This is a genomic window from Flexilinea flocculi, assembly GCF_001192795.1.
Classification (GTDB): domain Bacteria; phylum Chloroflexota; class Anaerolineae; order Anaerolineales; family Anaerolineaceae; genus Flexilinea; species Flexilinea flocculi.
Genome location: NZ_DF968181.1, coordinates 1,822,297 through 1,848,818 on the forward strand (window position 1 = coordinate 1,822,297; position 26,522 = coordinate 1,848,818).

Below are 26,522 nucleotides of genomic sequence, written 5' to 3' on the forward strand. Positions count from 1 at the left end.
CGATTGAATGACTCTGTTTCGAAATGCAGGAAGGTATCTTCTTTATATGAAGTAATTGTTTTCTTCACATAAAGTCACCGCATAACAAAACTCTCATGATTGACGTAAAAGACCAGTCTATATTTTGAATCAGGATAAGTCAACGCAATGAAAACAGGAGAAACCATATGGCAAATTTAATTCTGGGAATTGACATCGGTACAACTTCAGTGAAAGCAGCAGTTTTTGATCATGCAGGTACACAGAAAGCATCTGCAGTAGTTGAGTATTCCTTGCTGACTCCAGGTGCAAATTTTGTTGAAGCCCCGTGTAATATTTATCTTGATTCCATCATTGAATGTATGAAAAACATTGCAGCAAAAAATGTCATCGACACAAGAGACATCACTGTGATGAGTTTTTCGGTCCAGGGAGAAACGCTTTGTTTTCTCGGAGAAGACTGCAAGCCGCTGAGAAATGCGATTGTATGGATGGATAATCGAGCTGGGAATGAAGCCGGGAAATTAAGGGAAGCGTTCGGTGACGAATTATGCTACCAAATTACTGGCCAAGTCAGTTTTGAAGCCTGCTGGCCTGCTTCCAAAATTCTTTGGGTAAAAGAAAATGAACCGGAAATTTTTAACAAGACACGCCATTTCCTGTTGCTCGAGGATTACATCATTTATCTGTTAACAGGTAAGTTTGTCGCGGAAGGATCTCTGCTGACTTCAACAGAATATTGGAATATTCAGACGAAACGATATTGGAAAGAGATGCTTGATTTTATCGGAATCAAAGAAGAATATCTTCCGGAAATCAGAGAATCAGGGGAAGCTGTTGGAAAAATTTTGCCGGAAATGGCTGATTTACTGACAGTGTCACCAGAAGCCACGGTATGTACCGGTTGTCTGGATCAGGTTGCAGGTGCAATCGGATGCGGAAATATCAAACCGGGGATTTTCTCTGAGAATATCGGAGCGGCATTGGCCATCTGTGTTCCAACAAAAAAATTAACCTATGACAAAAACCGATTAATGCCGGTACATTATTTTGCAGTTCCGGATACGTACATGATGCATACGTTTACTACCGGCGGTATGTGTCTGCGATGGTTTCGTGATGAATTCTGCCAGCAGGAAATTGATATTCAGAATGTTACCGGAATTGATGCGTATGATTTACTTGGTAAAGAAGCCGAATTGGTTCCTGCCGGTTCTGATGGACTTATCACACTGCCCCATCTGCAGGGATCGATGGCGCCGGATGTCAATTTGAATGCAAAAGCAGTATTCTATGGAGCGACCTTGCAGCACAAGAAAGCACACTTCATCAGAAGCATCATGGAAAGTCTGGGCTACATTATTTCCCGCAATATTGAAGCAATTGATGCAATGGGTTTGGAGATTTCTCAGATCAGAACAATCGGTGGAGGTTCAAAATCAGATATCTGGAATCAGATCAAAGCGGATATCACCGGGAAAAAGTTATATACAACCTATTCTTCCCAAGATACAGCCTGTCTTGGCGCTGCAATTCTTGCCGGAGTTGCTGCCGGGATCTTTGAAAGTATAGAATCTGCATGCAATTCCATGATTCGCATCAAAAAAGAATATATCCCGAATGAAGAAAACCATGCATTATATCGAAAACAATATGAAAAATATAAAATACTATTTTCTTCATTGGAGAATTTGTTCAAGAAGGATGCAGAATCATCAATTACCAAATGAGAATTGATGATCAACGGAATATCGACAGGATTCAAGAAAACTACGATTTGTTTACGTGGAAACCAGCGATTCGAAATATGAAGATCATTATTTATTATTGTGTTATTTTTCCCTCCTCGCAAAAATAACACAATAATAAGTTTTTCCAATTGAATTAAAAGGGTTGTTCATATTTCAAATTACTGCTTGGAAACAGACTGATAAAACGGAGGAAAACATGGAAGAGATTTCAATCGGAACTGCACAAAAGCTGTCATCCCCGAATCCATTTGGATTAGTCAGTTCGACAAAACCGGATGGTTCTACAAATTTAATGGCAATCTCCTGGTGGACGTACGCTTCGAATCATCCTGCCACCATACTGATTTGTCTCAGCAATAAAGGATTTTCAACCGAATGTATTAAAAACAGGAAAGAATTTGGACTATCCATTGTGAGCGAGTCTCTGGAAACCGCAGCGTTTCAATGCGGGACATGTTCCGGCCGAGACAGAGATAAAGCGACCGAATTCGGCATTGAATTAATTCCAGGAAAAACCATCTCCGCCAAACTCGTGGCAGACAGCCGTATTGTTTTTGAATGCCAGGTGGAAACCTTTTATCAAGTCGGTGACCATACTGTTTTTGTTGGTATTGTGCAGCATATTTTTTCCGATCAAAATAAGAAAGCCTTATATGCTGTAAATGGTTACGGAGCGTTGAAAACAGTTGGATAGCAATTAGCGATTCGAAATATACATGAACCATTGAAAAAAGAGAGAGGTACGATTGTTGTGCTTCTCTCTTTTTTCAATTCATTTTCCTTGGTTAGAAATACTGGAAATTTTTGATTAGAGATCAGTAATTCGAAATATGGTCTTGCATTTCGAATAATAAGGCTTCTCTTTTTTCTCAAAAGACATTTCCAAATTTCAAATTGCTGGCTGGGTATAGATTAATTTCATGATAAAATTGTAGTATTGTAAAATTTAAATATTATTCTATTATCTAAAAAAAAGCCAGAACGTTCCTAAGGACAGGATTACTTTGCATGGAAAATGAGGAAAACAAGCAAAAACTAAAAAAGCTAAATGCGTTAAACTTACGGGACAGAGTTGAAAGAGAACTGAGAACTGCGATATTAAGCGGTGTTTTTCAGCCTGGACAAAAGTTGGTCGAATATGATATTGCAGAACAACTCGAAGTAAGCAGAGCCCCAGTTCGGGAAGCATTGACAGCGCTTCAAAAAGATGGCCTGGTCGTTGATATTTTCAGACGTGGTTACTTTGTTCCTGTGTTTAATGAAACGGACATTCACGAAATCTATGAAGTACGCACGCTTTTAGAAGTCGGCGGATTACGGATGGCTTATCCAAAATTAACGGAAGTAGAATTTGATCACCTTCAAGCAATTATCGACACTTTAGGTGATTATCTGACCAATTCAGAAAAGAAAAATTCAGTGCCTGATGTTGACATTGAATTCCATGAGTACCTGATGTCACTTGCGAATAACAAGAGGCTGTATTCAGCATGGAAAAGTATTAAAACACAATCCCAGCTTCTTATTGGAATTACGAGTAGAACTGACTATGAATATCTGGAAGAGCCAAAAACAATTCATCAGAATCTATTAAATGCTATTCGTTATAAAGATCTTGCAGAAGCTGAAAAAGCTTTAGAACATCACCTTTTAGACGCTAAAGAACGCGCTATAAAAAATCTGCAAAAAAAGAATGATCTAGTCCATTAAGCTTTTTTTGATTTTTCGTATTTCTGTCAAAACAACCACCATAAGGTGGTTGTTTTCATAGTAAATCGCGTTTATTTCTTTCCATCTCTGTATCCGGGGCAAGAAATATTTTGAAAAATATTCTGAATCAGAAAAAATAGAATAAGTCCAATGGAGAAACTGAGTGTGATTGTCTTCATGAAATACGAATAATCACATGCTGCAACCAACTGTCCGACTAACCAGGGAATTGTCATACTTCCAGTTTGATAGATCGCAAAAATAAATCCATTCATTTTTCCGGTTATGATTGCTTTTTCCCGTAAATAGATAAACGTATTTGCGTATTGCGGCCCGATGGCAATACCGAATAATAATGTAATGATCGCATAAAAGATCAGGTTATCACAAAATGTCAAAATAACACTGCATACAACAGCCATCAGCAGTGAAACCAACATATATCGGACAGTATTTACTTTATCGATAATGACTGTACTAATTATTCTGCCAATAAGGATCCCGGCCCAAAAAATAGATATGTAATAAGCCGCTGTCTCTTCACGAACGCCCTTTGAGTGGACTAAAGAAGCAGAAATCCAGTTATAGAACGATGCATGACCGCCCAGAACAAAGAATAGAAATATTCCAATTGAAAAAGAGAGCAGCCATTTTTTCCGCTGACTTGTTGAATAATCAAATCTTTTATCTTCTTTTTGTGTTCCAGGATCAGGAATATTCGGACTGGGAAGGATGAAAAGATAGAGTGATACCAAGGACAATATGAATAGTAAAATCCGAAGGGCGTTTCCAACATCGGCATGGGTCCGAAATGCTTCTGCAAGGATAATCGGAGTAATCACACAGCCTATTGCGTAAAAAATATGTTCCGCGTTCAGGAATGGCTTCATGTTATCACCATGCAGCCATTGCATCAGCGTATTCGTTCCAATATTCACGAGACAAACCGAAATTCCAAATGTGAAACTTATTGCGCAGATCATCCAAAGTGTATCTACTCTGCTTATCATATACATACAACCAACAAGTAACACAATTGCAAAAGAAAGGATCTTATTCCCTGGTAATCGATCATAGTATTTTGAAAGCGTCAGCGATGATAAGATAAATCCAAGTCCCTGCCAAATAAATATTTTACTGATTTGAGATGCATCACTATGGGTTGCTTCAATCAGTTCGGTCAACATCGAACCAAAAATGCTTCCGACAAATCCTAATGATAAGAGTGAAAGAAAATATCCGAACGTAATCGGCATAAGCCATCTGGTACGGTCCTTTTCTGTAATAAACATGATTTATCCTTAAAATTTGTATGATCGTGCTTCAATGTTTTATTAAATTACATTGATTTCATAAAAAAAACAGGGGCAAAAAATGATTTTTTACCCCGTTTTCGCCAGTTGATTCTAAATGTTTTAAGTAGGCAGTTTTTTGATAATTGATTCACCAAGGGTTGACTGCCTGTCCCTTATCAGTATTATTTTAATCCTTTGACTGCTAATGTCGCTGGATCCCGGTTATCGTCTTCTTCTGTCCTTTCATGTCCGGGAGCCTCAACAACTGTATAATCCGTTGAACCAAGTTTATGCATGGCTGCCGTTGTGATCTGCATGATTTCATCGAACGGGATCTGAATTCGATTCTCTGCTGGATAGGTTCTTAATATTTTGACTGCTTCGGAATCTGCAGCAACGATATCGCCAGATGCCATCACAACATTGGGATGAACATATGGTCCACGCCCAGCCCATTCAATCGTGCTTCGTCTTCCATCGACAAATACGAGATCGGGTTGGAATGCCAGATTGATTTCGGCAATCATGGATTCTGATTTAGTTCTATCCGAATGCATGATTTCGCGATCATCGGGGTGAAGCCATCCGACTCCAAGTTTTATAGTACATGAATAACGCCCTGCAGAGTGAGTTCGCATATTTGCACAATAAATTCTATGGTCAGCTTCATACATGGTACGCGGAACATGAATTTTCTGCCAATATTTACCGTTAATGTCTACTTCAACCCATTCATCTTCAAAAAGACAAATGAATGGAACGCCATAACGCTTTAACACAGGTATAACTTCCAGGTTTTGAACCACTTTTTCCGTTGGCCAATCTGCCCTTCCGCACATTTCCGCAACTTTTACCTTCACTCCATAATCCTGAAGAAGCTCGATTACTGCAGCTAAGTAAGCCAAATCTGTTGACAATGGCGTTGCGAAAGAACAATTGAAATTCGGTTTCAGAATAACGGTATCACCAGGTTTCATCGTTTTATCCAAACCGCCAAGCAATTCTACTGCTTTGCGAATTGTAAAAGGCATGTAATCTCCGTTATAGTGTGGAACTTTTGCTACGAGAGGTTTGCCATCTTTGGTAAATACATTCTCTTTTCGAGGTCGAACCGGTGCCATTTATTATTTCTCCTTTTGATAATTCCTATCAGGTCAATTATTTTCCGGGTATTCAACTTTGATCGCTTTTTTGCATTCAATCGATTTATACAATGCTTCAATGACAGCTTGAGCACGTAAGCCATCGTGGTAATTTATCCAAGGTTCTGTATTTTCTCTAATTGCTTTAATAACTGCAGCAGCTTGTGTGATAAATGGTGCGTCACGTTCTGTTGTCCATAGAAAAGACTGGTGCTCCGAACTTCCATCCAGATATTCGCCCATTCGAATTCGTAAACGTCCTTTATCTCCAATTACTTCTGTATCACGCGTTCTTGCTGTAACCAGGTAAGGCGGCTGACGTCCAATGATTGTTCCAGTGCTGCCATTCTCAAATTGAAGCAAACCATTAATTTGAGCTTCAACATCTGTGCTTTCATCATAGGATAAACCGTTAGCAAATACTTCACTGATCTTTGAATCCATTAACCAGCATTGCCAATCGATACTGTGAATACCGCTGTACATCATAATTCCGCCACCGGACAGTTTTTTATTCCATACCCAGCCTGGAACGTGAATTCCTCCGTTGGTTGTGAATATATCCGATACAGTATATGGTTTCCCAACAAATCCTTCAGAAATTAACCGTTTTGCCTGTTGATATTCCAATCGGTAACGATGAGCAAAACTGACTGCCATAAAAACATGGTTGCGCTTGCATTGGGAAACAATTTCCATTGCTTCTTCTACCGTATTGGCAATTGGTTTTTCCATTAATATATGGCAGCCAGCTTGAGCTGCGGCAATTCCAACTTCTTTATGCAGGGTATGCGGCAGACAAATAACAACCAAATCCGGTTTTTCCGCCAGCACTTGACGATAATCGGCAACGTATTTGGCATCGACTTTTTCTGCCATTTTTCGGCCACGATTTTCATCAACATCGACAATCGATGAAATTTTTACCTGATCGCCGAGTGAGTGGAATGATTCGGCATGTGTCTGGCCTATTTGTCCTGCTCCAATAATTGAAACCGAAATAAAATCGTTCATTGTTTATATTTCTTTTTTCTAAGAAATGTTTTTCTTGATTTTTATACCATTTCTTTTTGATTATTCGGTGATGATACCTTTTGAGACAAGAAGATCTTCCCGTTCTTCATCGATAACGGCATAAAAACTGCACCATTCTCCTTCAATGACACTCGGACGATACCGCAGGCCAAAAATCTGTCCATCAGCAGGCGCTGTCAATGTCTCTAACACATCACCATACAAATTGTAAATATGTCCCAAAACAGTTCCTTTTTTCAAAGGAGTACGAAGCGGTACATCCGCCCCGACAAATAATCCGCTGGCGTTCGCGAGCAATGCGACCTGGTGTCCGCGACTCCATTGTTTTGCGTACACGGCTTGCCCTTCAATCATTCCATAATGCCGCATTACGTTCAGATACGCATCAAGATATACCTGTGCTACTTCATGAAAATCCGTAGTTAATGTACGGCAATATCCGCCATGTTCAACTGTCAAAGCGCCTTTTCCCATTCCACCGAACATCGCAGTCGGATTTCCGGTTCCGGCTTTACGACTATGTAATGCCAGGTTCCAATCCGGTCCCATTGCTTTACCCAATTCCAGACTTTCCGGATTTTCCGGTGCAAAAAATGCACGACATAACATTGAATGGTCACCACCAGAATGAATCGCCAAATGAAGATCAGCATGTTTCGATGCGATTTCATGATAAGCCCAGGCAACGCGCTCTGACGGATATCCATCCGGTTTTCCTGGATAAAATCGGTTCATGTCGTAGGAAAAAGCATCGCGAGGGTCACCTCGTTGTCCGTCCATTAATGCTTCAACGTTAAGTGCAGGAACAAGAACCAATGTACCAGCCATCTTTTTAGGATCTAATTCAGGCTGTTTTGTTAATAGGGCGATTGAATAGGGTCCTTCGGGTTCATCACCGTGGGTTGAACCCATGATCCAAAGGTTTTTGCCTTCTTTGATACCGTGATATACAACGATCGGAATCTCACGTTCAATTCCATACATATTTTTTCCAATTGAGATCGTTCCTCGTTTCATCTCACCTGGATTTGTTACTACATTTCCGATTTTTAATTCTGTTGACACAATTTTTACTCCTTTTTTTTTAGAAACATTTTATTGGTTTTGTTGTTGAAAAAGCCCTATCTTAAAACCAATCTCTTGTTTGAATCTGCTTTTTTCCATCTACCACGAACCGATCTGATTTTCCTTTAGCAATAATTTTTCTACCCAGGATGTCCGTCCCTTCTGTTGATGATGAAAATCTGAAAGGACGGACAACTGATGAAAAAGTTTGCAGGTTAGTTATTTTTTTTAGTCAACAATATAAGCCCATTTGATCGGGAAAATTGTTTGAGCTGCATCCAGATACAAGCCGTAGACATTGCTTGTAGTAACCACAACTGATTGTTTCTCGAACAGATACAAATCTGATGCTTCATCCCACATTGTTTTTTGGATTGCTTTATATGCCTCATCACGCTCTTCAACGGTCGGGAGTAAATTCGCCGCATCGATCATCTTATCGACTTCTTCATTACAATAATAAGAATAGTTCCAATAAGTGGTCGGCCAGGCTGAACACGGCCAGGCGTATTTTGATAAATAGTTCACATCTCCATTGAAAGTACCCCAGGACAAGTTGGCCATATCATAATAAGGTTGGACTCCCTTCTCGGTGGATACAGGAGCATTATTTAATGACGCGAGGTAAGAAGCATTATCTTGTACTTCGATTCGGACATTGATCCCAACATTTGCGAGGTAACCCTGGACAAGCTCAGCAAGCTCATAATCGCCTGCTTCCAATCCTTTGCGAGTCCACATGATTAGTTCGAGCTCTTCACCATTAAATTCACGGAAACCATCATTATTGGTATCAACTAATCCTTCAGCTTCAAGCATTTGTTTCGCCAGTTCAGGATCATATGCATATACTTCCTGAGCAGCAAAACCATCAAGTGCAGAAGTTGCCAGACGTGAGCGAAGCGGCGATGCATATCCCATGAAAATCACATTAGCAATACTGTCTTTATCAATTGCATGATTGAAAGCTTTGCGGACATTGATATTATCAAGTGGAGGATGAATGTTGACCAGCGAGAAATAGTATGCACGAGAACCTGCACCTGACCAAATTTTCAGATTTGGATCACTTTCAAAACGAGAAATATCTTGAAATGACAAATCGGTTGTCATTTGGGTTTCGCCAGTTTCCAGCATCATAGCTCGCGTATTATTATCCGGAATGATTTTTATTTCGACAGCATCAAGGTACGGTAAACCATCCTGCCAATAATTTTCATTCTTTTTCAGTTTCAGAATTTCGCCCGGAATATATTCATCCACAACGAATGGTCCTGTTCCGCATGCTTCGTTCTTCAAACCTTCATCACCAACTTTTTCAACAAAAGCAGGGCTATACATGCCGAATGTCTTGATCGCCAGTGTTTTGAAAATTGGCGCATAAGGCTGAGTCAGAGTAAATCGAAGGGTATACGCATCAACAACTTCAATCTTATCGATCGGAATATCATTCCACATCGGAAGTTGTTTTTCGATTTTACGGTCAAAATTCCATTTTGCTACCTCAGCATTGAAATCCGTTCCATCATGGAATTTGATTCCTTCATGAAGTTTAAAGTTATAAACAAGACCATCATCAGATACATCAAAGGATTCTACCAAAAGCGGCACAACCTCACCCTGATCGTTGACATCGAATAAAGTCTCATAATACATTTGTGACCAGAGGTTGCTCGATATCTGATTGATCGCCTGAACATCCAAATGCACAATACTTGGGACAGTCATCACAAATGTACCGCCATATTGAGGTTCAGGGTCAGCTGCGGATACTGCGGACACCATCAAAACAAAAACTGCAAGTATTACCATTACACTGATACGAAAACTTTTTTTCACTTTTTTCTCTCCTTTTTTGTTTTTGTTAAGTTACAAAAAGCTGCATTCACTGAGTAAATTTCTCTATGATGCTGCTATACGGACTTAAGTATTGAGAAAACACCATTCTTTGGTCATTGGTGTAGTATTAATCTGTTTCCCTCCATTTCTTGTCACAAGGATTGTATTGGAATGGTTGTATCCATATCCGCTGGCTGGATCATAAAGTCCCGGTTCGTTACTGAAGACCATATTTTCTTCCAGAGGAGTATGATCGGCTAACGCGATGAAAGGCGGTTGATGCCCTTCCATCCCTATCCCATGAGCCGGCCGATGGAAAACATATTTTTCCATTCCATTACGTTCTGCTACTTCGAGTACTTTCGAGCACACTTCACTGCAGAGTACTCCAGGCCGCATAAATGAAGTTTGAACATTGGCCATCTCCGTATGCACTTCCCACATCTTTAACTGTTCCGCCGTTATGGGGTTGACATGCAAAGCACGGTAGCCTTCACCCACATAACCACCAATATGAATAAAACCTGCCAGTTGAATCGGATCTCCGCGCTCAATCGTATGATAGTAAAACTGATTCGGATGAGGAAAAGCCGTCGTCTTTCCTGCCCGACATGTAAATGCCATATCGATTCCAGTTCCCTTATGCAAAGAGCCATCCACCTTACAGTATTTCATCAATAACTCAGTTCCATATCGTTTTACTTCGTGTTGGACGGCAAAATCGGTAATTCTTGATGTAAATTCGATAATTAACCTTCGAGCATATTCCAGCAAATGGTCCTGCAAATAAATGGCATTGGATATCAATTGGATTTCTTCATCGCTCTTAATCTGGCGCATCTGAAGACAAATATCGGCTGCGGTTTCAAATTTTATTTCAGGAAAACTTTTTTTCGCAGTCAGATTTTCTGAACCAGAAAATTCAGTGTCAATACCAATACGTGCCTTAGAAAAACCACGCTCTGCAAGATTCTCTAACAACCAGACAAATAAATCCTGTTTTTCCCCTGATTGAAAGACCGTTTGATTGTAAGGACCACAATGTGGATAATCAAAATACCAAGCGCCATCTTTAATCCACCATGTGTCAATCAATTCTTTATCTAGTGCGGGATAATAAAAGGATGGCTCACCTTTTGCAGGAATAAACAACCAAAATGGCCGTTCTGTTGTCCAACAGGATAAACCAGAAAAATATAGGATATTCCATGGATTTTTTAACAAAATACCTTCAAATCCACAATTATTTATTCTGGATTTCAATATTCCGATAGTTTTCTTAAACCATGATTCTTCCAATTGAAAAGGTGGTTCCAGTACGATCGGATCAATAATATCGGACAAATGATTCATTTCCATCTTTATCTTCTGATATGTTCCAAAATAATTTCACTGATATATGAAATATCCTCGTCCCTCATAAGAGGATCGGACGGCAGACAAATAAGTTGATTTGCTACAGATTCGGTTTCTGTTAAGTTTTCGGATCCGCGAATTTTCATATCTCTGTAAACAGACTGCATATGTACCGGTGGAAAATAATGCAGGGAGGCCTTGACTCCTTTGGAACAGAGCCGGTCAAACAACAGGTCTCTCTCTGGTACACAAATGGGATACATTCGAAAAATCGGTTCAGATTCTTCTCGGATATTTGGGCACTGGATTGCAGGCTCTTGACGAAATTTTTCTTTATATTTTTTCCCTATCAAACGGCGATTATTACTCCACTGTTTGAGATATGGTAATTTTTCAAGAAGTACCGCAGCTTCAAAAGGGAGCATCTTCAGGTTATATCCTTCAGCGATATGGTCGTATCGTATGGGCAGTGATCCTCCGGTATTCGGTTTCATCCCAAATCCCTTGAGAATTTCAACTTTCTCCCAAAATTCCTGACGATTCGTGACGACAATTCCACCTCCACCGGCACTTTCAAATGGTTTATAAGGGCAAGTACTAAAAACGGCAGCATCCGCGAAATGACCTACAGGAAATCCACAATCTGTCCCACCAAGCGATAAGGTAGCATCTTCAAGAACGAATAAACCGTGTTGATCTGCAATTTCTCTGATTCGTTTTCCGTCAGCGATTAATCCATACATATCAACTGCAATAATTCCTTTTGTCTTTTGCGTGATTAATGTTTCAATTTTCTCAACATCGATACAATAATCTTGGGGATTGATATCGCAGAATACAATTTTTCCACCACATTGTGATATTGCAGCCGTAGTTGCCAAATCAGAATTTGCAACAGTGATGACTTCATCATCTTGTTTTAGTCCCAACGATTCTAAACACAACCGAAGACCCGCTGATCCGGATTGAACCGTGCTGACAAAGGAATACCCCATTGTGTCAGAAAAAGATGCTTCAAATTCTTTGACAATTTGCCAGGAATCCCAGTATTCATCGAAAAGAATCGGTTCAATTCTCTTTAGAAGTCGATCTCTGATCTGGCGATGAAACAAATGTGCATTGGTTCTGCCAAGGCGAAGATCTTCATTCTGTGTGTTGAAAGGATTATCCATTTTTAAAGCCATTTCTTTTTGCGTTGATTTATCGATTTTTCATTCTGGGGTCAAGGGCTACACGCAATCCATCACCCAGTGTATTGAATCCGAAGACAACCAGCATTAAAGCTAAACCTGGGAAAATCATCATATGTGGAGCCATCCGGAACCATTTAACACTATCCTGGAGCATACTTCCCCATTCCGCTGTGGGCGGACGAACGCCGAGTCCAAGAAAACTGAGACTGGCCGCCATCATAATTGCCGACGGGATTAAAATACTCATTTGTACAATAATCGAAGACAGAATATTCGGAAGAATACACTTTTGCATAATCCAAAGGTCATCAGCTCCAACAGTAACGGATGAAGTCACAAATTCACGTTCTTTGACGGATAAGACCTGTCCATGGGTTAATCGCGCAAATTGAGGAATTTGGCTGAAAGTCACAGCGATAATCATGTTTTTGACATCAGTTCCGAGAATTGAAATAATCGTCAACGCTACAATAATTCCGGGAAATGACAGCAATACATCCACCAGTCTCATAATGATCATTTCACTTCTCTTAAACCAACCAGCCAGGAGGCCGAGAGTAACACCGATAATAGCTCCAAGAGTGACCGAAATAAATGCGATAGATAATGAAATCCTTGATCCAAATACAACCCGCGTATAAATATCGCGTCCGTTATTGTCAGTTCCAAAAATATGTCCTTTACTTGGGGATTTCAGTGCACTAGTCAAATCAATTTGGTTCGGAGAATAAGTGACAAGATAAGGAGCAAAAACTGCTATCAGGATGAAGAGAATAACAATGATTCCCCCGATCGTTCCAAGCTTATTATTCTTGAAAAAAAAGTGAAAATTGTTTTTTATATGATTCAATGTGTCCATCTGTCATCCTTAGTTAAAACGAATTCTTGGATCAACCAATCCATAAAGTAAATCTATTAACAGATTGACTAAAACAAAACTTGTAGCAAAAACAAGTAGAACACCTTGTACCACCATTAGGTCTCGCTGTTCGACTGATGTAACTAATAACCTGCCCAAGCCTGGCCATGCAAATACAGTCTCAGTAACAACAGCCCCACCAAGTAAATATCCAAATTGCAGACCAACGACTGTGATTACCGGGATTAATGCATTCCGTAAAACATGTTTTGCAATTACAATCCGCTCCTTCATCCCTTTTTCTCTTGCTGTGCGGACATAATCTTCTCCGAGAATCTCGAATAGTGATGAACGTGTCATTCGTGCAATGAAAGCAATTGAATAAACTGACAATACAATCGTCGGCATAATGTAATGTTTTAGTGAAGCATTGCCCGTAGTCGGTAATAACTTTAATTTAACGCTGAAAAAATACATCAACAACAATGCCAACCAAAAAGACGGTATCGAAATTCCAAATATTGAAAGAACACTGATTACATAATCGGCAGGTTTTTCGCGTTTTAATGCGGAAATGGTCCCGAAAACAATACCAAATATCGATGAAACGACAGTTGCAACTACAGCAAGTCTTACTGTATTAAAGAAGCGAGACTTTATTTCTAAAAATACAGGGCGGCCGGTTATAGCCGATTTCCCCATGTCACCTTTTAAAAGTCGTTGCAAATAGATTGAATACTGTTCAAAAACCGGTTTGTCTAGCCCCAAATCAGATCGAATCTGAGCTATTTGTTCCTGTGATGCTTGTTCTCCTGCAAAAATTAAAGCTGCATCACCAGGAATTAACTGAAATGCAAAAAAAACAAGTGTTATTACTAAAAAAACTGTGGGTATGCAAACCAAAAGTCTGCGTATGATATATGAAAGCAAAATTTTCCTCCTACTGTTATCGTATCGGTCCTGTTCTATTATCGGATTTGATAAATAGCATTAAGAACCTTTATCACTAATGGCAAAACAGTTTCTTCACACGCTCCTTATAAATTCTTCCATTTCGATTCGTATCTGAATGAGCCTGAAGAAAAATATCTCCTGCTCATTCAGTTGATAATTATTTTTTTAGATATGACTCCATCCGTTTTAAGGCTTCTGTGAGCTTTTCTTCCGGTTGCAAAAAAGTAATTCGAATAAAATCATCAAATTGAGCTCCATATGCACCGCCAGGATAGACAAGCACATGGCAGTTTTCCAACACTTTTTGTGCAAATTCATAGGATGTCATCTTGAATTTCTTTATTGAGACAAATACAAACTGCCCGCCTTCAGGGACGCCATATTCCATACCAATCCTGTCAAGCCCGTCCATAACAGCTCTTCGTCGTAAAACGAAGGTGTTATACATCTTCTCAATGGATTGTGTTTTACCGGTTAATGCCGCCAGCGCCCCAACCTGCCCGATTATGGTTGTCGGTCCAGTCATTATTGCTTTGTAATTTTTAACCGCCGCAATCAGGTCTTTGGGCCCCACGATCCATCCCAACCTCCAACCGCACATTGCGAATTGTTTTGACGCAGCATTTAATGTAAGTGTTCTGTCAAATGCTTCTTTTAATGATGCCGGACTGAGATGTTGAATCCCATCATAGACAAAGCGATCATAAATATCGTCTGAAATGATGATTAAGTCGTGATCCACAGCGATTTTTACCAGTTTCTTTACAACTTCAGGATCAATCACTGCACCTGCCGGATTATTGGGGGAAACAAGTAAAATCGCTCTGGTTTTATCCGTAATCAGATTTTCTACTACTTCAGGATCTATTCGGAAATTTTCTTCTACTTTTGTCGGTACCGATACGCGAACCGCACCGGAAAACTTAATGGAATCTCGATAAGAGTTGTAATTCGGATCAGGAACTAAGATTTCATCATCTTTAGTCAATACAGTGTTAATCATCAAAAAAACTGCTTCTTGTCCGCCATTTGTCACAACAATATCTGTTTCAGGATTCACATCAATATGATTTATCTCCCTGACTCGTTTGGCAATTGCCTCCCGCAATGGCAGAATTCCCTCGACAGGTGAATCCCAAATAACATGATTGGACGCAAAATCTTTAACACTGTCAATAATATATTCAGGGGTATCAAAATCGGGGTCCCCTCTTCCCAATTCAATCCGATCCGGATATTTTTTTGCTTTTGCATTCAGTGCATAAAGCTGGGAAGTAGTAATTTTTGGAAGATTATTCTGGTTCGTCATTATTCCTGCCTGATGATCTTTTATTGTCTGCCGGAAAAAATCCGGCAGACAATATATATTTTTTTAGTCCAAAAGTCGATAGGACCAGTCTTTCGGTGATAACCGAATGGAACCATCCGGAGTAACTAAATAATTGTCGGAAATTAAGAAAGCCTTATGGCCTTCAAGCATTGTTGAGGGATGGAAAGAAAGAACCATATTCGATTCTAGAATTTCAGCAGGTGTAAACCATGCAGATGGTCCATCACTTTCATCCAAACCAATTGAGTGCGCATCCGGTGTATGTTTTCCGTTGGGAATTAATTGTTTTACATTTGGAGAGTAATTTGCATCACCGATAATTTTGAATCCATTTTCGCGCCAGACACGATTGGAGGTCTCCGCAATAATTCCGATATGGTTGCCTGTTTTTGCAACTGCTGCACATTCCTGAATGACAACTTCATGGACTGCAAGTTGATGAGCAATCGGTTCCGGCAATGGTTTGAAGGAATAAAGCGCAGTCATTTCTGACCAATAGCCAAGAGGGCCGGTGTAAACCAGTTCGAAAACGAAAATATCATCCTCAGTGAAAACTTTGTCCAAAGGAGTAGGAATCGTCTCCGGCCGAAGATCAAATGAATACTTTGAGCGTCCCCAGAAACAACCTTGTTCTTTTAATACTTCTTCAGCAACTGCTGCAGCTTCCCAAACACGTACACCCGGTTTTGCAACCATATTGAACGTGTCAAATGCTTCTGACATAATTCTGCCCGTGTTGTAATTTTCTTCGATTTCGAAAAATGTTTTTACAGCACGAATCTTGTCAAGTTCTTTTGTCAAGTCGATAAACTCACAATCTGGCATTTCTTTGTGGATTCTATCCCAGTCACCTACAGACCAATTACCAGCAACATGGTCAACACCGACTTTTTTATCTTTTACACAGAATTCCTTTGCAATTTCTATTACGCGTCCGTAAGCATCAGGATCTGGGTTTTCAACCCATTTTGTCGTGGCATCCTGCCGATTCCAGTCTGCTCCGTACGGAGACCACTGCAGGATTGCCGGTTCTTCTGCATCCGCTCCCAAGACGACCCAAGCAGCTCCAGCCCAAAGGTTAAGATTCGTAATGTACTTTGCCATGCCCATCATTCCGGGTGCACCATGTGCCGGAATTACTAAAGCTCCAATGCCTTTTTCCTTCATAAGACTCTGGATTTTCTTAACTCTTCTTGCTACATCTTGTTCGAGCGCAAATCTTCTGATCATTTAGAGACTCCTTTTTTTTATCGGTTTTGATTATTTTGAATTCATTTGGAGGAATTCATTGACTGCTTTTTCTAATGTTTTAACTGTATGCGGTTTGGTAAATACCATTTCAGCATATTGATGTGCGAATCCATGCTGTTTCATCTTGCGGTAAATATCGCGAATAAATTTCCGTCCATGATAATAATGGGGGAAACAAGTTGACCACAGTGGATTCGTGAAAAATCCATAGCGGACTTTTGCTAATTTCGGATCCATACAAGTTTCTTCGATTAACACTTTTGCTACATCCTCAGAAGAAAGCCTGCCTTCGTTGCATGCAATCGCCAGATTTGTTTCAATTCCGTTGGTGTAATCCGTTGCAAGAGCCTGAATGACATCGTTGATTCCTTCTTCCATGCCAATCATTTCCATGCTAAGTTCACATTGTCCTTCATGAATTGGACTAATTCCCGTGTTGTAGAAACAAAGTGTAGCTTCAACATCGATGTTTTCCTCATTAAACAATTTCTCTCTGATGGCTGAAAACGTCTGATGCCCTGGATAAGCTTCATGCAAAATCGTGTGCTTCAAACTTGGCCGTTCCCAATTAACTTCACCATTCAGCCAAATTTGTCCCTGGTATTTTCCATCATAGGAGCTATAGCCTCTGTATGGATAATTCATTGGAAAATTCAATTTCGTATGTTGCTCAGAAGGCAGACCAATTTCTAAATCCACGACATGTTGTCGTCCTTTCGAAAGGATTTCCTGCCCATATTTTTCCATCTCAGCGCCAGAAATCGCCTGGTCTGATTTCCACTGCTGCAGACCGATGTTGACATTATCCGGATATCCAGCTTCAGCCAGCGCCCTGCAAAGCTTCTCTTTCGTAGTTTCGATTTCACTTTGATTAATCAAAATCGAGTCAAGCTGTAAAAATGTCTTAACACGTTCCTGATATGGAATTTTTTCGCCCAATCCAAATCGTGCCATAACTCTATAGGCATCTACAACTGAAAATAAATAATCCTGGCGTTCTGCCGGCAAAGTCCCTACTTCATTTTCCAGAAGATCAACTTGTTTGCTGATCTCTTTCCAATCCCAGCCGGGGTCTTTTATTCCATAATCAAAAACATTGCGAGATAAAAACGGATGAATCCCAGTTCGTTCTGCTTCCTGCGTGTCGATAGCAAGGGATACTTCAATTAGTTTCAGAATCTGTTTTTCCAGTTTCATTGCATCTCCCAATTTTTTTATATCAGCTAAAATCGATTTGTGGTTTTTCACCATTAAAGATGCGATTCACTTCTATCATCGTTTCGGACAATTCAAGCCCGCGATTTGTTCCAGACCCTCCACCAATATGCGGTGTTAATATCACATTGTCCAATTCTAAAATCGGACTAGTTTCAGGCAGCGGTTCATATATAAATACATCCAGCCCAGCTCCCGCAATTTTCTTGTCCTGAAGTACTTTTATTAATGCCTCTTCATCTACGTTGCCTCCGCGGCACACATTCACAAAGTAAGCAGTGGATTTCATCATCTCCAGAAGCTTTTGGTTGATCATTCCTTCTGTTTCGGGTGTTTGCGGTACTGCCAGACAGACATAATCAGAGGTTTTCATCAAATCTTCCAAAGGCAGATATGTTGCGTCAAACCTCTCTTCCAATTCTTTAGATAAGGGAGATCGTTTATAGTAATTAACTTTCATTCCCATAACATTTGCTCTTCGTGACAGCTCACAACCGATCTCGCCCATCCCGATTATGCCTAAGGTTTTCCCTCTAACTTCATGCACCGCCGTATTTGCCATCCAATGAAACGCCATTTTCATTTGATCGGTCAGTATTGGTCGCAGACCGCGATACCGGAATGCACAATCCATGACGCTTGCATGAGAAGTAACCAGGTCTTTGCTCAAAGCAAGGATCAGGGTCATGGCCAATTCAGCGACACAGTTTGGTCCTTTCCGAGGAGTGCAATAAAGACTGATCTTTTTCGAGCGGGCGTAAGCTGTATCAATATTATGGTAGCTTCTGCCCATTTTCATGATCATCTGCAATCCAGTAACTTGATCAATCATTTGACTGGTTACTTTTTCGGTCTTACTGATTATGACCTCATAATTCTTTGAAAGTAATGAACTAAGGTTTTCTGCCGTCTTTGGACAGATAAGTTCATAATCCGGAAATTTTGATTTAACTTCTGGAAGGAAGTCAAAGAATTCCGGATCGATGACCAAAACGCGTTTCGCCATGTTATTTCTCCTGTTTCTCAAATTTTGATAGAAAACTAATGATTTTCTTATTCTTTTGGTCATCCAGAGAGATACTAATTCTTGTAACGCCCTTGGCATTGAATATATTTCCTGGTAACAAATCAATACCAGATTCAACAAATGCCCGATAGATCTTTTCCTCAGGGTCAAAAAATGCTGCGACATTTGCTGCCTCACCCGGAATCGCTGCAATGCGTGCATCTGCTAAAGCAGATAAAAGAGCATTTTTCTGGGACTTAAGAGTTTCAAATAAGTCAGAATACTTTTCTGCATAAAGTTTACCCGCCATAATCGACGCATACTGTGTGGGAGCACTGGTACATATAGAAAGCACTTGTTTTTGAACTTGAAGAAGCGTCACCCAATCCTCTTTTGCAGTAATGAACGCTGTATTCAGACCCTTCATTCCGATGCCGGGGAAAGTCTCGCCGATCAGAACAAATCGTTGAATTCGATTCGTCAATGCTGAATAAAAGTGATCTGGTATTTCAGCCCATGGGAGGAATCCGATATCTATGATTGCGTAAGCATCATAGCGTTCAAGAATTGAACAAATTTCCTCAAATTGCCCATTTTCTAATAATTTACCGGATAGTCTGACAGGATTTTCAAAATAAACGAGCTTATATCCATTTTGTACTGCTCGCAATACTTCATCCGGTAAAGTTTGAAAATTCTTACGATTGGTTGCAGTTTTTAAGGATCTTGTTTCCCGAACCTTAAGGATTTGATGAACATTGGGATCACAAGAAGAAGGGACAGCAATTCCTCCGAGTAAAGCGGAGAAAACCTGAATTGCTAAGAAACGTGATTCATGGATTCCAGTGGTTACCAGCACATTTGCCGCCGAGATCGATGTTAATCCAGTCGTCTGCAATGTATCTGCAATGATTTTTCGCAAAGCCATAACGCCAGGAACATCCACATAATGCGTTTCGCCCTTTTTTAATGCTTCAACTGCTTGTTCGACAAGTTCCCGTTTTATTTGTAATGATGGATGATCAAATGTAAAATCATATTCTGAACTTGTGCTTGAACGTTTCACAATATTCGCTTTTTGACGTTCAATAATCATTTCTTTTGTTGAAATACTCATATTGAATCAACTCCTAAATTCAAATAAACGCTTTCATTTTTGTCTTTACAATTTGTCATCAGGGAGAAAGACCGGTTTCCCAGAGTAAAAACAACCTTATTCGTCGTTGAAAATCAGACCAAAAACTAAAAATCTTCCACTTTATAACGATATCCCCGGCTTGTGATGTAAGGTTCAATTAATTCGATCGTTACACCATGGTTGTCCTCAGGATAAACAAATGCTTCGAATCCATCTTCTCTATCCAAAAAGATTTTATTTTGATAAAGAGATACTCCTGCAGCTTGAATTCGTTTTACGGCACGGCGAATATCGCCTACTTCAATGGACAAATGCTCTAAACCTTCACCGTGTCTCTCCATAAATTGCGTTACTCGATTCTCCGGATCCACACTTTCCACCAGATGCAGCCACATCCGATCATTGCCAAATTCAATCATCATGTCTTTTTGTGTTCCATAATGCTGATCTGTTCTTAAGGCTGCCGGTTTGACACGGAATAATTTTTCAAATTTTTCGCATGAAGCTTTTACATCCTTAACTGCTACACCGATATGCTGTAATCCCAATAGATTAGGATTGGAGACTTTCCATGGTTCCCAGGTATAACTTGTAACATGAGGTTGAATAAGCTCCACTGTAAAGCCAATACCATCTTCCGGATAAACAAATGCTTCGTATCCGTCTGCTGCTTTAAAGATCTTGTCTTGATAAATGGGAACCCCGATTGATTTCAAATGGGCTACTTCCTCTTCAATATCAGTAGTCTCTAATGCGATATGTTCAATACTTTCCCCATGTTTCTTAAGAAACTGATTTACACGAGACTCAGGATTCCAGTTTTCAACCAGATGAATCCAGGTTTGATTGGGCATCATGATACGTGCGTCTAGCTGAAAGCCCTTACCCTGATCATTGCGAAAATCAGTTGCTTTAAATCCGAACAATTTTTCATAGGTATTTACTGCTTTGTCAAGTTTGTCAACAACAAGACCAACATGATGGATTCGTAAAATCATTCATTACTCCTTGTTTTCATTATTTATTTTGAAACTGTATCGTTATATCAATAATCCAATGAACCTAAAATAATTAATTGCAGTGACAATTTAGTATTCTCTTAAAATTAAAAATCGAAAAATTATTTTGTGTGAATTGTATATTGTCGACAATCTTGCAATAACGATATTACAGTAGAAAAGAAATAATGTCAAGAAAACAAATGTCAAATAATAAACATTACTTAATTCAGGGTAGTGCTAAATTCTGCTTTTCTTTTTCTATTTTAGTCAGACCTATTAATAGGATCAGCACCCTTCTTAAAGTTAGAAAATGATTTACAACTGAAAATGAAAACGTTAAAATGATTTTCATTTTCAAAACTCTTATTCCAAAACCTTTTTTCTCAGTTCGTTGATTCTTTTGCAGAAGTGATTGGCTTTAAATAAAGAGAGTCTGTTCTAATTTAAATTGGAATATAAATGATTTTCTATCGAACATCATTTATATTCCAATTCTTCTTGTAAAGTTATGACGGAATAATGAAATTCCAGACAATTGTCAAAAACCAAACCTGACATTTATCGGGCAAAATTGCCATATTGTAATTTTCAATTGTCATGTAGAAACTCGTGATTAAGACAAGCTAACCGAATGAATCGGGAAATTTTTATAGAAGCGATGTATTTGAGCTTAGTGTAAAAAACATCGCTTCAACAAAGAATCCTACCATATTTCGAATTGTTGATTACCGGGGTTATCGATCTTCAAGGAATAAACAAATAAAAAATCAGAACTTGCAAGTATATTCCATCCAAATCAGCAATTTTGTTTTATGAAAATCACTCTGGGAAAAATTAAAATCATGATATTTCACCCTTTTTCTATGACTTTTTTTCCTATTGACATTCTTTTATTTATCAATTAATATGAATTTGATTTATTGTCGACAATATTATTATTATACAAAATAAGCGGATCTCAATGCAATCAAAATAGGGTAAAAAGAGAGGCAGATATTCATGAAAATACTCGTTCTTAATCCAAACACTTCTGAAATTGTTACACAAAAAGTTGCCGATGTCATTCATCAGATCGCCAGACCAGACACAGAGGTTGTTGTTAAAAGCATTGAGCATGGACCAGAATCACTGGAATCGTTTTATGATGAAGCGCTTGCAGTTCCGTATGAGATCGACGCGGTTAAAAAAGCAAGTGAAGAGGGATTTGCAGCGATCATTATAGCTGCTTTTTGTGATCCTGGAATTGAAGCCTTAAAGGAGATCTCATCAATTCCAGTTTTTGGACTTGAAGAATGTTCTTTTTCTGTATCTTTACTTTTTGGAAACAAATTTGGAATTCTTACCGAGAAAAAACACAAAGAATCCGTAAAATCGCGAGAGGTGAGAAAACATGGTTTGGAGAAACGGTTTGCAGGAGTCTGTGCCTTAGATATGGGTGTAGTAGAAATTGCAAATCAACGAGAGAAAGTTTTCGAACGCGGAAAAGAAGCTGCCAAAAAATTAATTGAAAATGGTGCAGAAGTAATTATTCTTGGTTGTTCATCCATGGCAGGTTATTCGCAAATGCTTTCAAAAGAGATTGGTATTCCAGTAATTGACCCTACGATTGCGACCTTTAAACTCGTTGAAGGTTTAATCGAAACAGGCCTTTCACAATCAAAAATCGGTTTATATTCAACGCCAAAACCACAAAAATTTAATTAATTGAGCTGATTTTCGACAAACTTTTTTTCAAGGATGAAAACATGGCGGATATATTACAAGTAACTGATCTCGAGACACAATTTAAAACAAGAGAAGGTGTTATACATGCAGTTAATGGAGTTAATTTTTCTCTAAAGGAAGGAGAAACTCTCGGAATTGTAGGTGAGAGCGGATGCGGTAAAAGCGTTTCAATGATGTCACTATTGCGACTTATTCCCAATCCTCCAGGAAAAGTCTTAGCAGGGAAAGCTCTTTTTGAGAATCAAGATCTTTTATCGATTAGTGACAATGAAGTCAGAAAAGTACGCGGGTCAAAAATTAGTGTTGTTTTTCAGGATCCGATGACTTCTTTCAATCCAGTTTTGACTATAGGCGATCAGGTTTCAGAACCATTTCGCGTCCATTCCGATGCGTCGAAAACGGATGCACTGGACAGGGCAGTAAAATACATTGATCTGGTAGGTATTCCAAATCCACGTGAACGTCTGAATGATTATCCGCATCAATTTTCAGGTGGAATGCGGCAGCGTGCAATGATTGCGATGGGGTTGATTTGTGAACCCAAAATATTAATTGCAGATGAACCGACCACTGCGTTGGATGTCACAATTCAGGCACAAATTGTTGAACTGGTAAAACGGCTGCAGAACGAACTTGGAATGTCGATTATTTGGATCACACATGACCTTGGAATTATTGCCGGTCTTGCTGACCGTGTCAATGTTATGTATGGCGGTTACATTGTTGAAACTGCACCGGTAAAAGATCTTTATAAGAATCCGCAACATCCATATACAATTGGGCTTTTAGGCAGTCTTCCTCGTATGGATTCATCAGAATATCGCCGTCTTACATCCATCGATGGTTTACCGCCAATTTTATTGGAAAAACCCAATTATTGCTGTTTTGAACCACGCTGCAGATTCGCAGTGGATAAATGCCGAAACATGAATCCAGGATTATTACAAGTTGAGGGAGAAGGCCATTTCGCCGCATGCTGGGTTAATCCCAAAACCGGAAAGGAATATGCATGATGTCAGAAAATAATATCTTATTAAAAGTTGACAATCTTGTAAAACTCTTTCCTATAAAAAAGGGAAGTTTGTTTTCGAGAAACGCCGGTTATGTTCATGCGGTCGATGGTGTTTCATTTAATATTTATCAAGGAGAGACTCTCGGTCTGGTTGGAGAATCCGGCTGCGGAAAATCCACAACCGGAAGAACCATCCTGCAGCTTTATCCCCCGACATCAGGAAGTGTCTGGTTTAATGGAGAAGATTTAGCAGTATTGCAAGGGAAAAAACTGCGCCAGAAACGTCGGCAATTGCAAATGATTTTTCAAGATCCCTATGCAAGTCTGAATCCCCGCATGACAGTTGCACAAATCATCGGCGAACCAATGGAGATTCACAAAACTTTTCAAGGTGAAGCAAAATTAAAAAGGGTTAGAGAATTGTTGGAATTAGTCGGATTAAATCCAACTTTTATCAACCGATATCCGCATGAATTTTCCGGAGGGCAGCGACAACGCATCGGAATCGCCAGGGCACTTGCTCTGGAACCAAAGCTGATCGTTTGTGATGAACCCATTTCCGCTTTAGACGTATCGATTCAAGCACAAGTTGTCAATCTGCTTGAAGACTTACAACAAAAAATGGGCTTAACCTATTTATTTATCGCACATGACTTATCCATGGTTCGTCATATCAGTAATCGAATTGCCGTTATGTATCTTGGAAAAATCGTCGAACTGGCTGACAGAAATGAACTTTATGCCGATCCGCGACATCCATATGCACAAGCACTTTTATCCGCGATTCCTTTTCCAGATCCTTTTATTGAAGAAACAAGAAAACGCATCATATTGGAAGGAGATGTCCCTTCACCGGTAAATCCGCCTAGTGGTTGTAGATTCCGTACACGATGCCGATATGCAAAGGAAATCTGTTCTGTTGAAGATCCCGAATTAAAAGAAATTAAACCTGGACATTCCGTCGCATGCCATTTTTAGTTTTTTGATAAATCGAAAAGAATAACCAGAAACTAATATTAAAAGGGAGAGAATTCTTTTAGGAGAATTTCTCCCTTTTCCATTCATAAGTACTTTTCTTCTTTGAGTATTTTTTTCGACCTTAATTGAAAACCTCTACAACAACTGGAATCATAATATTTTTAGATTACATTTTCATTAATTGAAGGTGGGACCCAACAAAAACGAAATTTTAAGAAGCCATTTCAGTAATAAGAAACAACGCAACAACAAATAATTCCTCACAAATTTCGATTCTCAGGTCGGGAACTGAATATCCCCTTTGAACGTTAATCCAGTATTGCTTTTCCATTTTTTTTGATTTACAAATTATCAATTCTTTTTTATCAATAATGTATGAAAAATCTATTGAGAATTCTATTTAGAATTTTTTTATTCTTTGGATGCGCCTGGATTGGAAATCGCTTTTTACACCAGGATATCGATTTTTACAATAAAAATCTGATCCTTTTCAACGTCCAAGCTGCATCCCAAGCTGTCACAGCGCATGATCTGATTACAATGGAAAATGAAAGCCGCTCAGCGAATGGCCTCGCTCCACTAAAGGTCGATGAAAACATCATGAAATGTGCTCAGGACACGGCTGACAAAATGGCGTATTATCATATGAACGGACATATCGGTGATGTCAGAAATCGTATTTCTTCCTTTGGATATAACAATTATTACGAATGTTGGGCGACAGAAAATTGGTGGTTGGGACGTGCAGATTCGACTTTGGATGAAATTCGGCAAAGCTGGGGTGATCAACCGCACATGATTCCGGCAGAGAATCCGCTTTACTGTCATATTGGAGCAGGAATCGCTGAAGCGGATGATGGGACCGTCTATTTTGTTCTGCAAGCTGCTTACCCTGCATTCAAAGCCGGTTGTGATTATGTAAAACCGGAAGTAGCAGAAATCCATGGATTAAAACGTGTAACATCGGGTGAAAGTGGCGTCTTCAACGGATCGGATCTGATTTACAAAGTCATAACGACCACACCCGATCCAGATGGAAAAACCTGGCACACTGTCAAACAAGGACAGGCTTTGTGGCATATCGCAAATGCCTACGGAACAACCATTGATGATCTTGCCTCCTGGAATCATATCAGTACGGATACACTGCTGCACTTGGGACAGAAATTGTTAATTCCGGGAAAAGGATCCGCCCCAACCTCCCCACCGATAGCGCTTCCGACAATGAAAGCGGATGGAACGTTTCGTTATACAGTAAAACAAGGTGAAACAATCTGGGGCATAGCGAAGATGTGGAATATTGACATCGATCGGCTGCTATCAACCAATGGATTGAATCAGGAGTCTGTAATCAATATTGGCTGGAATCTATGGATCCCGGTAACTCCCACAATAACGTCTTTGCCCTCATCGACACTATCTCCGACTGCAACAGGGATTCCAAATCTCGCCAAAACAGAAACACCTCCTGATGATAAAAAGGATATCATCACTCAGACTGCTTCCGAAAAGGAAGACAAATCAAAATGGCTCAAAGCAGGAAGCATCCTTCTTGGTTTCCTCGGAATGATGATATTTTGCATTTACAAGTTGACAAGGAAATGATTTATTATCAGTAAATCAATTGTTGTCTTTTCCCTTACAAATTCTTGAGTGCTTATTAATAATTTTATAATTTTGTTGAGATT

Annotated in this window: 22 protein-coding genes; 7 read left to right on the plus strand and 15 right to left on the minus strand. The window is 39.5% G+C overall.

The annotated features are described in order from the left end of the window. The first annotated feature begins 167 nt into the window (after nucleotides 1–167). From ATC1_RS12520 to ATC1_RS12530, 3 genes are all read left to right on the plus strand, one after another. Nucleotides 168–1,709 carry a xylulokinase gene (locus tag ATC1_RS12520; RefSeq protein ID WP_062282791.1) on the plus strand — a complete coding sequence of 514 codons (1,542 nt, stop codon included), beginning with the start codon at nucleotides 168–170 and terminating at the stop codon, nucleotides 1,707–1,709. Nucleotides 1,710–1,926: 217 nt separating this feature from the next. Further along, on the plus strand, nucleotides 1,927–2,424 hold the full coding sequence (locus ATC1_RS12525) for a flavin reductase family protein (RefSeq protein ID WP_062282794.1): 498 nt from the start codon (nucleotides 1,927–1,929) through the stop codon (nucleotides 2,422–2,424). Nucleotides 2,425–2,738: 314 nt separating this feature from the next. Beyond that, a complete protein-coding gene (locus ATC1_RS12530) occupies nucleotides 2,739–3,440 on the plus strand; it encodes a GntR family transcriptional regulator (RefSeq protein WP_062282797.1) in 702 nt (233 codons plus the stop codon). A gap of 71 nt (nucleotides 3,441–3,511) precedes the next feature. Here the strand turns inward: ATC1_RS12530 and ATC1_RS12535 are convergent, their stop codons facing one another. From ATC1_RS12535 to ATC1_RS12605, 15 genes are all read right to left on the minus strand, one after another. After that, nucleotides 3,512–4,732, minus strand: coding sequence for an MFS transporter (locus tag ATC1_RS12535; protein ID WP_062282800.1), 1,221 nt, complete (start codon nucleotides 4,730–4,732; stop codon nucleotides 3,512–3,514). 185 nt (nucleotides 4,733–4,917) lie between these two features. Next, entirely contained in the window at nucleotides 4,918–5,856 is a 939-nt protein-coding gene (locus tag ATC1_RS12540; RefSeq protein ID WP_062282805.1) for a DUF362 domain-containing protein, read from the minus strand. A 33-nt stretch (nucleotides 5,857–5,889) separates the two neighbouring features. Further along, nucleotides 5,890–6,891 (minus strand): Gfo/Idh/MocA family protein, encoded by a 1,002-nt coding sequence (locus ATC1_RS12545; RefSeq protein WP_062282809.1) that lies wholly within the window; start codon nucleotides 6,889–6,891, stop codon nucleotides 5,890–5,892. A 60-nt stretch (nucleotides 6,892–6,951) separates the two neighbouring features. After that, nucleotides 6,952–7,977, minus strand: coding sequence for a succinylglutamate desuccinylase/aspartoacylase family protein (locus ATC1_RS12550; protein ID WP_062282813.1), 1,026 nt, complete (start codon nucleotides 7,975–7,977; stop codon nucleotides 6,952–6,954). Between the two features lie 228 nt (nucleotides 7,978–8,205). After that, on the minus strand, nucleotides 8,206–9,816 hold the full coding sequence (locus ATC1_RS12555; RefSeq protein ID WP_062282816.1) for an ABC transporter substrate-binding protein: 1,611 nt from the start codon (nucleotides 9,814–9,816) through the stop codon (nucleotides 8,206–8,208). 84 nt (nucleotides 9,817–9,900) lie between these two features. After that, nucleotides 9,901–11,175 carry a M24 family metallopeptidase gene (locus ATC1_RS12560; protein ID WP_062282818.1) on the minus strand — a complete coding sequence of 425 codons (1,275 nt, stop codon included), beginning with the start codon at nucleotides 11,173–11,175 and terminating at the stop codon, nucleotides 9,901–9,903. Nucleotides 11,176–11,177: 2 nt separating this feature from the next. After that, a complete protein-coding gene (locus ATC1_RS12565) occupies nucleotides 11,178–12,356 on the minus strand; it encodes a DegT/DnrJ/EryC1/StrS family aminotransferase (protein WP_062282820.1) in 1,179 nt (392 codons plus the stop codon). A gap of 16 nt (nucleotides 12,357–12,372) precedes the next feature. Then, nucleotides 12,373–13,224, minus strand: a complete 852-nt coding sequence (locus tag ATC1_RS12570; protein WP_062282824.1) for an ABC transporter permease — start codon at nucleotides 13,222–13,224, stop codon at nucleotides 12,373–12,375. Nucleotides 13,225–13,233: 9 nt separating this feature from the next. Then, on the minus strand, nucleotides 13,234–14,154 hold the full coding sequence (locus ATC1_RS12575) for an ABC transporter permease (RefSeq protein ID WP_062282828.1): 921 nt from the start codon (nucleotides 14,152–14,154) through the stop codon (nucleotides 13,234–13,236). 181 nt (nucleotides 14,155–14,335) lie between these two features. Then, complete coding sequence (locus tag ATC1_RS12580; protein WP_062282830.1) at nucleotides 14,336–15,487, minus strand: pyridoxal phosphate-dependent aminotransferase; 1,152 nt, start codon at nucleotides 15,485–15,487, stop codon at nucleotides 14,336–14,338. 63 nt (nucleotides 15,488–15,550) lie between these two features. Further along, complete coding sequence (locus tag ATC1_RS12585; protein ID WP_062282833.1) at nucleotides 15,551–16,738, minus strand: M24 family metallopeptidase; 1,188 nt, start codon at nucleotides 16,736–16,738, stop codon at nucleotides 15,551–15,553. 30 nt (nucleotides 16,739–16,768) lie between these two features. Beyond that, entirely contained in the window at nucleotides 16,769–17,956 is a 1,188-nt protein-coding gene (locus tag ATC1_RS12590) for a hypothetical protein (protein WP_152024316.1), read from the minus strand. Nucleotides 17,957–17,978: 22 nt separating this feature from the next. Beyond that, nucleotides 17,979–18,980: a 2-hydroxyacid dehydrogenase gene (locus tag ATC1_RS12595; protein ID WP_062282838.1), complete on the minus strand. Its 1,002-nt coding sequence runs from the start codon at nucleotides 18,978–18,980 to the stop codon at nucleotides 17,979–17,981. A 1-nt stretch (nucleotide 18,981) separates the two neighbouring features. Continuing rightward, nucleotides 18,982–20,097 carry an aminotransferase class I/II-fold pyridoxal phosphate-dependent enzyme gene (locus tag ATC1_RS12600; protein WP_062282841.1) on the minus strand — a complete coding sequence of 372 codons (1,116 nt, stop codon included), beginning with the start codon at nucleotides 20,095–20,097 and terminating at the stop codon, nucleotides 18,982–18,984. Nucleotides 20,098–20,222: 125 nt separating this feature from the next. Next, the gene (locus ATC1_RS12605) at nucleotides 20,223–21,116 is read right to left on the minus strand and encodes a VOC family protein (protein WP_062282843.1); all 894 of its coding nucleotides are present in this window, start codon (nucleotides 21,114–21,116) and stop codon (nucleotides 20,223–20,225) included. 1,002 nt (nucleotides 21,117–22,118) lie between these two features. Between ATC1_RS12605 and ATC1_RS12610 the strand changes: the two genes are divergently transcribed. The 4 genes from ATC1_RS12610 (at nucleotide 22,119) to ATC1_RS12625 (ending at nucleotide 26,439) form a co-directional block, all read left to right on the plus strand. Beyond that, on the plus strand, nucleotides 22,119–22,823 hold the full coding sequence (locus ATC1_RS12610) for an aspartate/glutamate racemase family protein (RefSeq protein WP_062282846.1): 705 nt from the start codon (nucleotides 22,119–22,121) through the stop codon (nucleotides 22,821–22,823). A gap of 41 nt (nucleotides 22,824–22,864) precedes the next feature. Continuing rightward, nucleotides 22,865–23,857 carry an ABC transporter ATP-binding protein gene (locus ATC1_RS12615; RefSeq protein WP_062282849.1) on the plus strand — a complete coding sequence of 331 codons (993 nt, stop codon included), beginning with the start codon at nucleotides 22,865–22,867 and terminating at the stop codon, nucleotides 23,855–23,857. After that, on the plus strand, nucleotides 23,854–24,834 hold the full coding sequence (locus ATC1_RS12620) for an ABC transporter ATP-binding protein (RefSeq protein ID WP_330218453.1): 981 nt from the start codon (nucleotides 23,854–23,856) through the stop codon (nucleotides 24,832–24,834). The genes ATC1_RS12615 and ATC1_RS12620 overlap by 4 nt, the downstream gene beginning before the upstream one ends. 387 nt (nucleotides 24,835–25,221) lie before the next feature. After that, entirely contained in the window at nucleotides 25,222–26,439 is a 1,218-nt protein-coding gene (locus ATC1_RS12625) for a CAP domain-containing protein (RefSeq protein ID WP_062282855.1), read from the plus strand. Nucleotides 26,440–26,522: the final 83 nt, after the last annotated feature.

Coding starts and splice junctions, on each gene's coding strand:
- ATC1_RS12520 (WP_062282791.1), top strand. CDS start 168: ATGGCAAATTTAATTCTGGGAATTGACATCGGTACAACTTCAGTGAAA.
- ATC1_RS12525 (WP_062282794.1), top strand. CDS start 1,927: ATGGAAGAGATTTCAATCGGAACTGCACAAAAGCTGTCATCCCCGAAT.
- ATC1_RS12530 (WP_062282797.1), top strand. CDS start 2,739: ATGGAAAATGAGGAAAACAAGCAAAAACTAAAAAAGCTAAATGCGTTA.
- ATC1_RS12535 (WP_062282800.1), bottom strand. CDS start 4,732: ATGTTTATTACAGAAAAGGACCGTACCAGATGGCTTATGCCGATTACG.
- ATC1_RS12540 (WP_062282805.1), bottom strand. CDS start 5,856: ATGGCACCGGTTCGACCTCGAAAAGAGAATGTATTTACCAAAGATGGC.
- ATC1_RS12545 (WP_062282809.1), bottom strand. CDS start 6,891: ATGAACGATTTTATTTCGGTTTCAATTATTGGAGCAGGACAAATAGGC.
- ATC1_RS12560 (WP_062282818.1), bottom strand. CDS start 11,175: ATGGAAATGAATCATTTGTCCGATATTATTGATCCGATCGTACTGGAA.
- ATC1_RS12565 (WP_062282820.1), bottom strand. CDS start 12,356: ATGGCTTTAAAAATGGATAATCCTTTCAACACACAGAATGAAGATCTT.
- ATC1_RS12570 (WP_062282824.1), bottom strand. CDS start 13,224: ATGGACACATTGAATCATATAAAAAACAATTTTCACTTTTTTTTCAAG.
- ATC1_RS12580 (WP_062282830.1), bottom strand. CDS start 15,487: ATGACGAACCAGAATAATCTTCCAAAAATTACTACTTCCCAGCTTTAT.
- ATC1_RS12585 (WP_062282833.1), bottom strand. CDS start 16,738: ATGATCAGAAGATTTGCGCTCGAACAAGATGTAGCAAGAAGAGTTAAG.
- ATC1_RS12590 (WP_152024316.1), bottom strand. CDS start 17,956: ATGAAACTGGAAAAACAGATTCTGAAACTAATTGAAGTATCCCTTGCT.
- ATC1_RS12595 (WP_062282838.1), bottom strand. CDS start 18,980: ATGGCGAAACGCGTTTTGGTCATCGATCCGGAATTCTTTGACTTCCTT.
- ATC1_RS12600 (WP_062282841.1), bottom strand. CDS start 20,097: ATGAGTATTTCAACAAAAGAAATGATTATTGAACGTCAAAAAGCGAAT.
- ATC1_RS12605 (WP_062282843.1), bottom strand. CDS start 21,116: ATGATTTTACGAATCCATCATGTTGGTCTTGTTGTTGACAAACTTGAC.
- ATC1_RS12610 (WP_062282846.1), top strand. CDS start 22,119: ATGAAAATACTCGTTCTTAATCCAAACACTTCTGAAATTGTTACACAA.
- ATC1_RS12615 (WP_062282849.1), top strand. CDS start 22,865: ATGGCGGATATATTACAAGTAACTGATCTCGAGACACAATTTAAAACA.
- ATC1_RS12620 (WP_330218453.1), top strand. CDS start 23,854: ATGATGTCAGAAAATAATATCTTATTAAAAGTTGACAATCTTGTAAAA.